The organism is Bhargavaea cecembensis DSE10 (genome assembly GCF_000348905.1).
Lineage (GTDB): Bacteria > Bacillota > Bacilli > Bacillales_A > Planococcaceae > Bhargavaea > Bhargavaea cecembensis.
The window spans coordinates 23,116-35,139 of record NZ_AOFT01000017.1 but is presented as its reverse complement, the minus strand read 5'-3'; the positions used below and the strand labels follow the sequence as shown (position 1 = coordinate 35,139).

Annotated in this window: 15 protein-coding genes; 4 read left to right on the top strand and 11 right to left on the bottom strand. The window is 55.7% G+C overall.

Annotation, left to right across the window (positions count from 1 at the left end; translation table 11 throughout):
* Nucleotides 1–8 precede the first annotated feature (8 nt).
* Nucleotides 9–947: a 3'-5' exoribonuclease YhaM gene (gene yhaM, locus C772_RS13320; protein ID WP_035002443.1), complete on the top strand. Its 939-nt coding sequence runs from the start codon at nucleotides 9–11 to the stop codon at nucleotides 945–947.
* Nucleotides 948–1,007: 60 nt separating this feature from the next.
* On the opposite strand, the gene C772_RS13315 is transcribed toward yhaM, so the two are convergent.
* Nucleotides 1,008–1,487: a GNAT family N-acetyltransferase gene (locus tag C772_RS13315; protein ID WP_008300764.1), complete on the bottom strand. Its 480-nt coding sequence runs from the start codon at nucleotides 1,485–1,487 to the stop codon at nucleotides 1,008–1,010.
* A gap of 250 nt (nucleotides 1,488–1,737) precedes the next feature.
* Nucleotides 1,738–2,637, bottom strand: a complete 900-nt coding sequence (locus C772_RS13310; RefSeq protein ID WP_008300762.1) for a peptidylprolyl isomerase — start codon at nucleotides 2,635–2,637, stop codon at nucleotides 1,738–1,740.
* 137 nt (nucleotides 2,638–2,774) lie between these two features.
* Here C772_RS13310 and C772_RS16440 point away from each other — a divergent pair, with 137 nt between their 5' ends.
* Complete coding sequence (locus C772_RS16440) at nucleotides 2,775–2,867, top strand: YjcZ family sporulation protein (RefSeq protein ID WP_008300760.1); 93 nt, start codon at nucleotides 2,775–2,777, stop codon at nucleotides 2,865–2,867.
* 189 nt (nucleotides 2,868–3,056) lie between these two features.
* On the opposite strand, the gene C772_RS13305 is transcribed toward C772_RS16440, so the two are convergent.
* From C772_RS13305 to C772_RS13280, 6 genes are all read right to left on the bottom strand, one after another.
* Complete coding sequence (locus C772_RS13305; protein WP_008300758.1) at nucleotides 3,057–3,245, bottom strand: hypothetical protein; 189 nt, start codon at nucleotides 3,243–3,245, stop codon at nucleotides 3,057–3,059.
* 65 nt (nucleotides 3,246–3,310) lie between these two features.
* On the bottom strand, nucleotides 3,311–3,853 hold the full coding sequence (locus tag C772_RS13300) for a DUF3267 domain-containing protein (protein WP_008300757.1): 543 nt from the start codon (nucleotides 3,851–3,853) through the stop codon (nucleotides 3,311–3,313).
* A 96-nt stretch (nucleotides 3,854–3,949) separates the two neighbouring features.
* Entirely contained in the window at nucleotides 3,950–4,552 is a 603-nt protein-coding gene (locus tag C772_RS13295) for an HTH-type transcriptional regulator Hpr (RefSeq protein WP_008300756.1), read from the bottom strand.
* 300 nt (nucleotides 4,553–4,852) lie between these two features.
* A complete protein-coding gene (locus tag C772_RS13290; protein ID WP_008300755.1) occupies nucleotides 4,853–5,215 on the bottom strand; it encodes a YtxH domain-containing protein in 363 nt (120 codons plus the stop codon).
* 130 nt (nucleotides 5,216–5,345) lie between these two features.
* Nucleotides 5,346–5,870, bottom strand: coding sequence for a tryptophan transporter (locus C772_RS13285; protein ID WP_008300754.1), 525 nt, complete (start codon nucleotides 5,868–5,870; stop codon nucleotides 5,346–5,348).
* 111 nt (nucleotides 5,871–5,981) lie between these two features.
* A complete protein-coding gene (locus C772_RS13280) occupies nucleotides 5,982–6,410 on the bottom strand; it encodes an HIT family protein (RefSeq protein WP_008300753.1) in 429 nt (142 codons plus the stop codon).
* A gap of 123 nt (nucleotides 6,411–6,533) precedes the next feature.
* Here C772_RS13280 and C772_RS13275 point away from each other — a divergent pair, with 123 nt between their 5' ends.
* The gene (locus C772_RS13275) at nucleotides 6,534–7,283 is read left to right on the top strand and encodes an ABC transporter ATP-binding protein (RefSeq protein WP_008300752.1); all 750 of its coding nucleotides are present in this window, start codon (nucleotides 6,534–6,536) and stop codon (nucleotides 7,281–7,283) included.
* Nucleotides 7,267–8,466, top strand: coding sequence for an ABC transporter permease (locus tag C772_RS13270; RefSeq protein WP_008300750.1), 1,200 nt, complete (start codon nucleotides 7,267–7,269; stop codon nucleotides 8,464–8,466). The genes C772_RS13275 and C772_RS13270 overlap by 17 nt, the downstream gene beginning before the upstream one ends.
* 168 nt (nucleotides 8,467–8,634) lie before the next feature.
* Here C772_RS13270 and C772_RS13265 read toward each other — a convergent pair whose 3' ends face one another.
* The 3 genes from C772_RS13265 to C772_RS13255 form a co-directional block, all read right to left on the bottom strand.
* Nucleotides 8,635–9,687, bottom strand: coding sequence for a C45 family autoproteolytic acyltransferase/hydolase (locus C772_RS13265; RefSeq protein ID WP_008300748.1), 1,053 nt, complete (start codon nucleotides 9,685–9,687; stop codon nucleotides 8,635–8,637).
* A 124-nt stretch (nucleotides 9,688–9,811) separates the two neighbouring features.
* Nucleotides 9,812–11,005, bottom strand: coding sequence for a M20 metallopeptidase family protein (locus C772_RS13260; RefSeq protein WP_008300745.1), 1,194 nt, complete (start codon nucleotides 11,003–11,005; stop codon nucleotides 9,812–9,814).
* Nucleotides 11,006–11,409: 404 nt separating this feature from the next.
* A complete protein-coding gene (locus C772_RS13255) occupies nucleotides 11,410–11,931 on the bottom strand; it encodes an antibiotic biosynthesis monooxygenase family protein (protein ID WP_008300744.1) in 522 nt (173 codons plus the stop codon).
* Between the last annotated feature and the right edge of the window lie 93 nt (nucleotides 11,932–12,024).

Genomic DNA, 12,024 nt, shown 5'->3' with positions numbered 1-12,024 from the left:
GAACAGAGATGAAAGGGATCGGAACGTATAAAACAGGCGAGCGGGTCGATCTGTTCATGCTCATCAAGCAGGCGACAAAGGGAATCACGACCACAGGAAGCCCGTTCATGACGCTCATCCTGCAGGACAAGACGGGCGATATCGAAGCGAAGCTCTGGGATGCCAAAGAGGAGCATGAAAAGATGTTCCAGCCGGCATCGATTGTGCGGGTCGGCGGGGATGTCCATGATTACAGGGGCAGAAACCAGCTCCGCATCAAGAGCATCCGCCCGGCCAAGCCGGATGAGCCGATCCAGATTTCCGACCTTGTGCCGAGCGCCGAGAAGTCAAAAGAGGAGCTTTATGAGGAGCTGTCGCCTTATATCTTTGAGATCACCAATCCGAACATCCAGCGCATCACAAGATACTTGCTGAAGCAGCACCGGGAGGCGTTCCTCGTCTATCCTGCGGCGACCAAGAATCACCATGACTACGTGTCGGGCCTGCTCGACCATGTCGTCTCGATGCTGCGCCTCGGCAAGGCCATCGCCGAGCTGTATCCTTCGCTCAACAAGGACCTTCTGTATGCCGGAATCATCCTCCACGATGTCGGCAAGGTGGTGGAGCTGTCCGGTCCGGTCGGCACCGTCTACACGCCGGCGGGCAATCTCCTCGGCCACATCACGATCATGGTCAACGAAATCGCCATGGCGGCAAAAGAGCTTGGCATCGAAGGGGAGGAAGTCGTCCTCCTGCAGCATATGGTCCTGTCTCATCACGGCAAGGAAGAATGGGGCAGCCCGAAGCGCCCGATGCTGAAAGAAGCGGAGATCCTCCACTACATCGACAACATCGACGCCAAGATGAATATGCTTAACCGCGCCCTGTCGAAGGCAGAGCCGGGAGAGTTCACAGAGCGTCTTTTCCCGCTGGATAACCGGCAGTTCTATAAGCCGACATTCGAGTAAGCAAAAAAGCCGACAGGATGCATAACGCATCCGGTCGGCTTTTTAGGTTAGGGCGGGGGCTTACCGCAAAGAACGCATCATCCGGATGCTGTTCAGTGTATGGCCGCCAAAGTCTTCTTCGAATTCATCGACAGTACTGAAGCCACTGGCCTGATAGAATCTGATGCCGTTCCTGTTCTCACGCTCGACGGTGATGTACAGCCGTTCAGCACCCGACAGTTCGCCGATCCCGCTTTCCAGCAGGGCGGTCCCGAGTCCCCGGCCCTGATAGGCGGGGAGAAGATAGATCGCCGAGAGCTCTGCATCTCCGGTATCCGGAAGGCGGGAGAAGTTGGCAAAGCCGACAACAGTATCGTGATGTTCGGCTACGTAGAGGATGGACTGCTCGAGCCGCCTCTTTAAAGACGCGGGGCTATAGGCAGCCGAGAGGAACCGTTCCCGGATCCCCCGTGGGATGATGCCTTCATATGTATCGTGCCAGCTTTCTGCTGCGACCTGCCGGACCGCAGGGATATCCCTTTCTTCCATCTTGCGGATCATGGCCGTCCCTCCCCGAATGTGTGTGGTGCGCTTGAACAAATCATAGCATAACCGGGGCTGAATACAGGTGCGTTTTCGCCACAACACGATTCCTGGGGCGATTCGTCATGTTCGGTGCCTGATACATCACTTACAGAACACGATTCATCACTTTCATGGCACCAATCATCACTTTCAACTTCATTACACCTTAGCGGTTACCGCCATATACAACAAACGGCACCCATATCGGATGCCGTTTGTTTTCGCATTATTTTTCTTCTTCGGAGTCCGAAGAAGCTTTGAACTGGTCGAGCGCGTCTTTCAGATCTTCATCTTTGATGTCGATGTCCGCGTCTTCAAGCATCTTCGACAGCTTGTCCATCAGGGCGTTCGGATCGGCCTTTTTCTGGATCAGCTCATCCTTGATTTCCGCGCGGCGCTCATCGGTGATGTCTTCCTTCTTCTCAGCGCCTTCCGCTTCGCGGGTATCGGTCACCTGGATGATGTGGTAGCCGAAGTCCGTTTTGACCGGTTCGCTGATCTGGTTCACTTCGAGGCCATAAGCCGCGTCTGTGAAGTCGGCGACCATCTTGTCAGGGCCGAACCAGCCCAGCTCGCCGCCGGATTCCTGTGCAGCCGGCTCAGTGGAGTATTCCTTCGCAAGCTCTGCAAAATCTCCGCCTTCATCAAGCTTGGTCTTGACTTCTTTTGCAGTCGCTTCGTCGTCGACGAGGATGTGGCGGGCGTTCAGTTCGGTGCCCATGCGGTCGATGTACTGGTCGACTTCTTCGTCAGTCACTTCAACGCCTTCAGTCAGGGCCTTTTCCTGGAGAAGGTTAAGTTTAATCATGTCTTTGTAGCTTTCTTCCGTGTACCCTTGCTGGGCGAGGAAGGAGTCAAACCCTTCACCGGCCTGTTCTTTCATATCGTTATATTGCTTGTCGACCTCTTCCTGGTCGACATCGTATTTGTCGTCGAGAACTTTTTCGATGACCATCAGCTGGAGCGCCTGCTCGCCGACTGTAGTCTTCATTTCCTCATACAGGTCCTGCTGCGTGATGTCGCCCACCTTGGACGAGACGATAACGTCTTCTCCTGCGTTGTTGCTGCAGGCGGAGAGGGCAAGCACCGATGCGGCGACAGTTGCCGCGATTACAGATTTCTTCATTCTAAACTCCCCTTCTGGTTGTGTAAACAAAAGTAAATATATCATAAAAACGACCTGGCTACAAAAAGGTTCCCGGCAAAAGCCCACAGACCCCTTCCACCCGCGCATACGATACGGGAGAGAAGGGAGGTGATCACATGAGCGGAGGTTTCAACTACGGCGGCGGCTTCGCCTTGATCGTCGTCCTTTTCATCCTGCTGATCATCGTCGGGGCAGCGTACGTCTACTGATGAATGAGGGCCGGCCGGCATGATCCCCCTTCGGCCGCGCCGCCTGAATAACAGCAGCGAAGGGAAGGACCGGTATGGCCGGCAGATTGTCCGGTGTGAAGATGCCGGCACGAAATACCGTCCTACCGTCGAATCAAAAACGTCCATCCTCCCGGAAACCGGGCGGATGGACGTTTATTATTTTTACGTTCAGGATATGGCAGTCATAATCTCGACAAAGAACGAGATGATTAAAATGGTGATGAGGATGTTGACCGTCTGATAAATCTTCGGCTGCTTTTCCTCGGGGATTTCCCTGACTTCACAGAGGGCATAGGTCATCTTGTTGATCTGGAACAGGTAGAAGATCGAAAACAGCACCGTGACAAGAATGATCATTCCATTTCCCCCTTTCTACACGACTATTGACTAGCATACCAGAAGAACGGTTAAAAGAAAACCGCTCAATCTGGCAGCGGAACCAGAATTTCGTAGCCGTCGTCATTTTCCTCGATGTAGGAGGATTTCGGCGAACGGGAGAGGTTCTTCACGTAAACAAAGTCGATCAGGCAGATGCCGCAATGAAACGCGAGCATTGCCGTAAAGTAATGCGAGAACACCGGCAACAGGACCCCGCCCATGACAAACAGCGGGTTGAGGATAAAGAACGGTGCCATGAGCGAGACGGCAAACCGCGTTTTCGGAATCGGCTCGCAGATGCGCAGCAGGAAGAGCGGGAAAAACGCCCAGTCGCGGTTGACGACAAGTGTGATCCGCCTGCGGTATTTCCACAGCACCATGAAATGGATTGCTTTGTGGACAGGATACAGCAGAACGACCGCGGACAGGAACAGGGCGAAATAAGAATCGGATTGCCCGGATTCCCGTGTCAGTTCAAAACTGATATAAGAAATGATGAAGACAGCAATCATCAGGATGGAAGAAAGCAGGAACAGGCGGCTGAGCCCGTAGTGCTTTTTCACGTTGATGGTCTTCCAGCATCGCATCAGCTGCATCTCCTTTAGTGGATTCCCAAATTGGACGATACATACCGTACTGCGATTTGCGATAAAAATCAACCGTTTTAAAAGAAAAATTCAAGTTTAGGATACTTCGTCCTTTTCCTTTACGGACTGCACGCTTGCTTCACCGGCATCACCGGTATGTTCTGCCTGTGCTTCTTGCCCGTACAGCTGCTCCATGTTCCTGAATCCCTGTTCGAAAATATCCATGAAGTCGTCACCGTAGATGTTGCGGATCACCGCCATGAGTTCTATGAATTCGGGGAAGCGCCCGTAAAGCTGTCGTACTGGAAGAGTCCCCTCCAGAACAGAGTGCTCCGTGTCGAAATAATGATTGTTGATCTCGAGCAGAAGGGAGTGGCCCTGCTCGGTTACTTCAACATATGTACTGCGCTTGTCGTCTTCGCGCTTGGAGAAAGACAGATATCCGCGTTCCTCCAACTTCTTGGAGAAGTTAAATGCGGTTGAAACGTGCATGACCCCGAACTTCGCCACCTCGGAAATCGTTGCGCCTTTCAGGTGTGCCGCGATCCAGAGGATATGATGTTCGTTGATGTTCAGGCCGAATGGCTTGATCCATTGCTGCCAGTCTTTTTCGACGGCTTTCCACAGCGCTTTTGAAAGCTGGGCCATCCTCTGGCTGTACAGCATGGCTTCGGGCATCGTATAAGATTGTTCCGCCAATTCTTCACCTTCTTTCTTAATGTTCGGATAGTTTGAGAATAGTATATCAATAAAACAGGTAGGAAAGAAGGGGTTCTGTAACAATCGTCACATTTTAAGTCCGAAAGAGGAAAAACAGGTCGGTTTAACGGGAAGGAACATAAGATGCGGCGGCAATAGAGAAGGACTCCCCGGCCGTACTTAACGGCTTTTGGAGTCCCTTTGCCCCGGATCAGTCACCGGTTAAATGTCCATTTTCAGGAGACGATCCGACTTAAGGATCCCGTCTCCCCATGCCGGAATATTATTCCCGGCGCTGTCTTATTTTTTAATGGAGCCGACCGCCTGTTCAAGTTCTGCGATGGAAGTCTGAATCTGCTGGACGCGCTTTTGGATTCGTTCACGGTTCAGTTCCGTATCGCGGTTCCAGACGTCGACTGACGTTTTCAGTTCATCTGCCACTTCCGGGAATCGGGCTTTCGCTTCGTTGACCAGGTGTTTGACCGAAGCCTTCAGGTCATTCGTTTTCGCTTTCACATCTTCGATCTTCGGCTTCATGTTGTCGGAGGAGCTTTTGACAGAATAGCGCAGTTCTTTGCCGGTTTGTGGGGCGCTCAGCAGGACTGCAGCTGCGCTTCCCGCGGCTCCGACAACGAGTCCCAGGAAAAATGATGATGCTTTCATGAGGGCACTCTCCCTTCTCTATATAGTTCAATATTCCTTTCCGCTCCTTTATTAAAACATGCGGAGAGAGGGAGAGACAACAGACGAACACCCCGGCCATGTCCCGGCCGGGGTGTTTGCCTGTGTCCGATCAGATGGAAGGCGCCGGCGCGTAGTTCGAGCGCTGGGCGAGCCGGAGAACGATCGGATAGATGATAAAGAAGGCGATGGCATTCATGGCAATTGCCGGCAGGACGACTGTCAGGAACAGGGCCATGAACGGGAAATCTCCGCCGAGCACGAAAATCGCGACGGACAGGAAGATCGAACCCGACAGCACCGTTCCGAGAGCAGCCAGCACGGTTGCCACGGCCAGCTTGTCGGCGAGCTTCCCGAGAAGGAGCACGACGCCGAAGAAGACGATTCCCGTCACGGTCTTGTCAATGACGTTCGGGATGAATCCGCCCGGAAACGTCGTGAACAGGCCGGACAGGATGCCGGTGGATACCGACATGACGAGTACGCTCTTGATGTCGCGGAACAGCAGGATGCCGATGAACATCATCGTCAGCATAAAGTCGGGCTTCATGCCCCCGTTGATCCCCGGAATCACCAGGTACAGCGCCGTGCCAATACCGATCAGTAAAGCCATCAGAACCAGATTTTTCGTTTTCATTGCTCATCTCTCCTCAGCTAAGCTAAATTTTGCTACCCCCGGCGTGCCCTCATGGCCGACGGCGGGTTGCGTAGTCCGATTGTACCGTTTTTGGATGAAACTTTCAATCCATCAGTTTTTGATCTGCGCGCCGATTGCAGCTGCGATTTCCTGCAGCTTTTCTTTCGGGAACTCGTCTTCTTTCGTTTCCCAATGCAGCCCGAAGCCGTCCGTCTGGCGGTCATAGCGCGGGATGAAGTGGAGGTGGAAATGGTAGACGCTCTGGCTGGCGGCCGCTCCGGTGTTGTTCAGGAGGTTCATGCCGGCCGGCTCGAACTCGGCTTTGAGTGCGCGCGCAATTTTCGGCGCGGCGGAGAACAGCTGTGCCGCTTCGTCTTCGCTGAACTCATAGATGTTTTCGCGGTGCACTTTCGGGATCAGCAGGACATGGCCTTTTGTCGTCGGCATGATGTCCATGAAAGCGAGGACATGCTCATCCTCATAAACTTTGGCTGCGGGGATTTCCCCTTCCACCATCTTGCAGAAAATGCATTCGGTCATCGGTCAACATCTCCTTTTCATATCCTGACAACAGGATATCATATATTCAGAAAATAGAGGACAGGCATTCGAGGCATAAGCGGTCCGGATTTGCTAAAATGGAGGCATGAATGGGGTGGAATCATGAACGTATTGGAAGTGGAAAAGATCACCGGCGGCTATACGCGCAAGCCGGTGCTTCACGATCTGTCATTTGAAGTCGGCCCCGGCGAACTGGTCGGGCTGATCGGGCTGAACGGCGCCGGGAAAAGTACGACGATCAAGCACATCATCGGGCTCATGGAGCCGTCGGAAGGAGAGATCCGGATCGGCGGAACGGCTTTCCGCGACGATCCCGAGAAATACAGGAGCTCGTTTTCCTATATCCCGGAAACACCGGTCCTCTATGACGAGCTGACGCTCCGCGAGCATCTTGAGCTGACGGCGATGGCCTACGGCATCCCGAAAGATGTGTTCGAGGCGAGATCCGCCGCGCTCCTCAGGGAGTTCCGGATGGAAAAACGGCTGCGCTGGTTCCCGTCGCATTTTTCAAAGGGCATGCGGCAGAAGGTCATGATCATGTGCGCGTTCCTCGTGAACCCGTCGCTCTACATCATCGACGAGCCGTTTGTCGGGCTCGACCCGCTCGGCATCCGCTCCCTGCTCGAGCAGATGAGCGAGAAAAAGGCGGACGGGGCGTCCGTCCTCATGTCGACGCATATCCTTGCGACTGCCGAGAAGTACTGTGACCGGATCCTGCTCCTGCATGAGGGCAGGATGCGCGCTGCGGGAACGATGGACGAACTCCGCGAACAGTTCGGCATGCCGGGCGCGACGCTTGATGATCTCTATATCGAGATGGCAGGGGAGCCGGACGATGGGCAGCCTGCGTGACGTGTGGCGCAGCCGCTTCACCCATTACACGGAGGAGCTGCAGCGCTACACAAAGTTCATCTTTACCGGGCATCTCGCCATCGTCCTCGTGTTTCTGATCGGAGCAGGAGGCTATGCGTACAGCGGCTGGCTCAAGACCGTTGCCGGGGACTTTCCGGCCGCACCGCTGGCAGGCATCATCCTTGCCGCGATCCTGGCTTATGCACCGCCTGTCACACTGCTGAAAGAAGCGGACGCCGTCTTTTTCCTGCCGATGGAAGAAAAGCTCGGCGGCTACATGCAGAGCGCGCTTAAGTGGACGTCCGTCTCGGGGATCCTGCTGCCGGTCATCGCCTTTATCGTCTCGATCCCGCTCCTGAATGCGGTGTACGGACTCAAAGGGATCGGGCTGCTCGCCCTGGTGCTCGGCATTGCCGCACTCCATATATTGAATGTGCGCACCGAGTTTGCCCACCGCTGGGCGGAGCAGGGAGAAGGGGCGTGGGGCGACCGCGCCATCCGCTTTGTCCTGACGGCGATTCCCCTCATTGTTGCCATGTACGGCAAGTGGTGGCTCGGCGCAGCGCTTCTGATCCCGATCGTGGTGTACGGCGTGCTGAAGCAGCGGACGAGCGAAGGCAAGCCGTTCCCGTTCCTCCACTTTATCGAGCTGGAGCGCGGCCGCATGAGCCGGTTCTACCGGTTCGCCAACCAGTTCACGGACGTCCCGCATCTGCGCGGTGCCGTCCACAGGAGGGCGTGGCTCGACTGGGTGTACGGAAACGCTGCGTTCGAATCGCATGCTGCACCGCGCTACCTGGCGATGCGGACATTTATCCGGTCGGATGACTTGTTCCTTTTGTGGGTCCGCCTGACGGCGATCTCGATGGTCGGTGCGCTCTTTATCCCGATGCCGGCGGTTGCCGCCGTCTTCAGCGGCGCGCTCGCCTTCGCGACGACCTATCAGCTGCGTGATGCCCTCGCCAGCCAGCACGAGTTCCGGATGGACCGGCTGTATCCGGTGACGGAGGCGGTGCGCGCATCCGCGGTGCGCCGTACGGTCCGCAGCGCGCAGGCGGTCCAGGCTGTGCTTGTCCTCATTGCGGCATGGTTTCAGTACGGGATGGGGGCAGGGATGCTGCTGCTTGCCATTGCCGTGTTGGTCATCTCGGAAGTGACGCTCCGGATGTCGGGGAAGAAGTGAATAAGAAAAACTGGCTTCGCAGTGCGCGAAGCCAGTTTTTTATGTGGATAAAAGCGGTTCGTCAACGTCTCAGTGAAGTTAATCAACGTTTCACCAAAGATCGTCAACGTCTCAATGAAGTTCATCAACGTTTCACTTAAGATCATCAACGTTTAGTACAGAACCCGCTTAGTTCCGAAGCTTATCCATGTACGCAAATCCGATGTCCGTGTCGACGTGTCCCGTGATCGTCCGCCGCTCCGTGTCTTCACCCCGGAGCCAGCGCCCGAAGTTGAATTCGACCGGATCGGTATCGCCTCCGAGAGCGAACCAAGCGGTGAGCGTCTCCGGGAAGTAGGCGGAAGTGTGGATCGTGCCCGCCCAGCTCCTGTAGTTGTCGGCGAAGACGCCTTTGTCGGTGTCGTTCAGGAGGCGCCATGCCCGATGTGCGTCCGACAGGGCTTCCGGCAGCTCTTTCATGGCGTCCATCCGCTCGATGGAGTCTTTCAGGTAGCGGCGGTTTTCTTCGGTCTGCTGCTCAAAGTGGTTCGTGCAGTACGGGGACTCACGCACAATGACGCCGCGCGGTCCCGCTTCGACAAGTGCCCGCTTGCCGGTTTTGTCGAGCAGGTTGTAGCTGAACGACCCGCGGTGGGGGAGGTCCTGCAGAAATCGGACGGCTTCCTCCACATCTGCGCATGTCTCAAGGATCAGGCGTCCGACCATCCAGCACACGAATCCGTCGCCGGGCCGCTTCCGGTTCGTAAAGTTGTAGCCCATCGCCAGGCCCTTCTCGTTCAGGCCGTCCATCCGTCCGGTAATCCGCTGTGCGGGGCCGATGATGGCGTTGCCTCCGTCGTCTGGCTGGAAGACGGTATAAAGCCCTTCGTACGTATTCGGGTGGAAATCATAGTTCCGGACGATAAAGTCGCTGCCGGTCAGGACCGAGCAGCCTGCGCGGACGGTTTCGGTCCGGTAGCCGCCGAAATCCCGGAGTATCTCCTCCATCGGCAGGTCGAGCGCGTCCCGCATGCCGTTCAGCTCATCCCACAATTGCGGGGCAAACCGGCAGAAGATGTCTTTTGCTTCCCGGATATCGATTTTGAAGCGGGGTTTCATCGTCCGCCATTTTGTCCTGCGGTTATGGAGCGTCAGGGAATCGCGAAGGCGCTCGCCCTGCAGAAAACCAAAGTCATAGTGCGAGCCGCGGAACTGAATCACGTCGCTGTAGATTTCTCTCATCTGATTCATCCTTTACAACAGTCGTCTTTGTCCATCTTGGAACAGCATGCATCAGGGGTCAAGAATTCAACCGCCATAGAAAAATCCGGACCCCTTTCAGGAAGAGGTCCGGATGGTGCTGTCCTTATTCGCCCTGGTAGCCGGTTGCGGCGGCACCGAGGATCTTGGCTGCCTGTAGCATCGCCCGCTCGTCAAAGTCGAAGCGCGGGTGGTGGTGCGGATACGGCTCTTCCGGAGCGGCGCCGGTGAAGAAGAACGTGCCAGGCACGTTCTCGAGGTAGTAGGCGAAGTCTTCGCCGCCCATCTGAGGCGCGCCCTCGACAGCCTCTACACCTTCGAGTCCTTCAATCGTCTTCACGAGGAAGTCCGTCTCAGCCGCATGGTTGACGACTGCCGGGTAACCGCGGAAGTATTTGCAGTCGATTTCGCTGTCCGTCGAGATGGCGGTTCCTTCGACGACACGGGCAATCTCGGTCTCCATGAGGTCACGGATTTCCGGCTGGAACGTACGGACTGTGCCTTTGAGCTCAGCGGAGTCAGCGATGACATTAAACGCGTTCTCGGCTACGAACGAACCGACTGAAAGCACGGCCGATTCGATCGGGTCGACACGGCGGGAAACGAGCTGCTGGAGGTTCTGCACCAGCTGGGAGCCGATGACGACAGCGTCTTTTGTCTGGTGCGGGTTCGCGCCGTGTCCGCCGCGGCCCTGTACTTTGATCTCGAACCGGTCGGCTGCCGCCATGATCGGGCCGGTGCGGTATTCCACTGTGCCGTAAGGCGTCTGGGACCAGAGGTGCGTGCCGAAGATGGCATCGACGCCGTCCAGGCAGCCGTCCTCGATCATCGAGATGGCGCCGCCCGGGGCAAATTCCTCCGCGTGCTGGTGGATCATGACATACTCGCCGGCCAGCTCATCGCGCAGTTCATGGAGCGCTTTGGCAAGTGTCAGGAGCGTGGCTGTATGGCCGTCATGTCCGCATGCGTGCATGACGCCGTCAACGGTCGACTTGTATTCGACATCTTTCTGGTCCTGGATCGGCAGGGCATCGAAGTCGGCGCGGAGTGCGACCGTCTTGCCCGGCTTGGCACCCTTGATGCGTGCGACGACGCCGTTGCCGCCGACATTCGCCCGAAACTCAACGCCGAGTTCCTTATAGAAATCCTGAATATATTGTGCGGTCTTGTATTCCTTGAATGAAAGCTCCGGATGCATATGCAGGTAGCGGCGGATCTTGATCATGTCCTCATTGGAAGCTTCCAGCTTGGAGAAAAGCCGTTCCTGCAAATTCTCGGTGCTTACTGTCTGTTCGGTCATTGGAATCCCTCCGGAAAGCGAAATAATTAGAATGTTATTTATTATAGACCTCATCCGGAAGAAGAGCAATAGCACGTGACCAGACAAAAAGTGTCACACCCAAGGGGACGCGCGAAAACAGGAGTGCTTCGGGGGGATGCGAACGAAAAATCCCTCGCCCCGGGGTTCGCGTGCGAATCTGGGAAGTTTGCGTGCGAAAAATCCGTGGCACCTGGAGTTTGCGTGCGAATCCAAGAAGTTCACGTGCGAAAAACTCCACGCCCCGGGGTTCGCGTACGAATGGGAGAAGTTTGCGTACGAAAAATGCCTCACCCCCCGGAAGCTCGCGTACTTAAAACCTTCACACCCGCCCACATCCTCCTCCAACAAAAAAACGGCGCCGGGGCGCCGTTCTGTCAGCCGGCTCAGAGCTTTTCGTCTTCCGGCTTTTCCGTTTCATATTCAGTGATGTAGGAGGCCGCGCTGAAAATGTTCTGCACCTTCTCCGCAGGCGGCGTCTGTTCTTTCCGTTCATGCGCGCCCTTGAATGCCTGCGAGCCTTTCCACAGTTCGTAGTGATCCTTCGACTCCCAGGCCGTCACGACGCGGTATGTGTCATCCTTGACCGGACGGAGAAGCCGGAAGGTGAGGAAGCCCGGCTGGCCGTCAACCATGTTTGCCCGGTTCTGGAAGCGGTGCTCAAAGATCGGCCGGCCTTCGTCGGTGACCGGGATGTTGTTTACGATGTAATAGCCGTGCTTGGCGAGCTGCCCGCTTGCGCCGATCACTTCATAGCGTTTTGGCGTCTGGAAAACGGTCTTGCCCTCCGTTTCGTGCAGAAGAAGCGAGTTGCCCGCTCCGTGGAGCAGCACCATGTTTTCCCCGCTGTGTTTTTCCTTGATTTTCTCCATGAATTCCGGCGTGCCGGATGTGGTGTACAAGTTCATTTGACATACCTCCCGTATCTGCCTGTCCTTGCCTTAATTTTCCCACAGCCGGGCCCATTAAAACAAGTGTGACCAATCCTTGACAGGAAGTGT

Excerpts from the sequence above, each read along its gene's own strand:
- yhaM (WP_035002443.1), top strand. The coding sequence starts at position 9 with ATGAAAGGGATCGGAACGTATAAAACAGGCGAGCGGGTCGATCTGTTC.
- C772_RS13315 (WP_008300764.1), bottom strand. The coding sequence starts at position 1,487 with ATGATCCGCAAGATGGAAGAAAGGGATATCCCTGCGGTCCGGCAGGTC.
- C772_RS13310 (WP_008300762.1), bottom strand. The coding sequence starts at position 2,637 with ATGAAGAAATCTGTAATCGCGGCAACTGTCGCCGCATCGGTGCTTGCC.
- C772_RS16440 (WP_008300760.1), top strand. The coding sequence starts at position 2,775 with ATGAGCGGAGGTTTCAACTACGGCGGCGGCTTCGCCTTGATCGTCGTC.
- C772_RS13305 (WP_008300758.1), bottom strand. The coding sequence starts at position 3,245 with ATGATCATTCTTGTCACGGTGCTGTTTTCGATCTTCTACCTGTTCCAG.
- C772_RS13300 (WP_008300757.1), bottom strand. The coding sequence starts at position 3,853 with ATGCGATGCTGGAAGACCATCAACGTGAAAAAGCACTACGGGCTCAGC.
- C772_RS13290 (WP_008300755.1), bottom strand. The coding sequence starts at position 5,215 with ATGAAAGCATCATCATTTTTCCTGGGACTCGTTGTCGGAGCCGCGGGA.
- C772_RS13285 (WP_008300754.1), bottom strand. The coding sequence starts at position 5,870 with ATGAAAACGAAAAATCTGGTTCTGATGGCTTTACTGATCGGTATTGGC.
- C772_RS13280 (WP_008300753.1), bottom strand. The coding sequence starts at position 6,410 with ATGACCGAATGCATTTTCTGCAAGATGGTGGAAGGGGAAATCCCCGCA.
- C772_RS13275 (WP_008300752.1), top strand. The coding sequence starts at position 6,534 with ATGAACGTATTGGAAGTGGAAAAGATCACCGGCGGCTATACGCGCAAG.
- C772_RS13270 (WP_008300750.1), top strand. The coding sequence starts at position 7,267 with ATGGGCAGCCTGCGTGACGTGTGGCGCAGCCGCTTCACCCATTACACG.
- C772_RS13265 (WP_008300748.1), bottom strand. The coding sequence starts at position 9,687 with ATGAGAGAAATCTACAGCGACGTGATTCAGTTCCGCGGCTCGCACTAT.
- C772_RS13260 (WP_008300745.1), bottom strand. The coding sequence starts at position 11,005 with ATGACCGAACAGACAGTAAGCACCGAGAATTTGCAGGAACGGCTTTTC.
- C772_RS13255 (WP_008300744.1), bottom strand. The coding sequence starts at position 11,931 with ATGAACTTGTACACCACATCCGGCACGCCGGAATTCATGGAGAAAATC.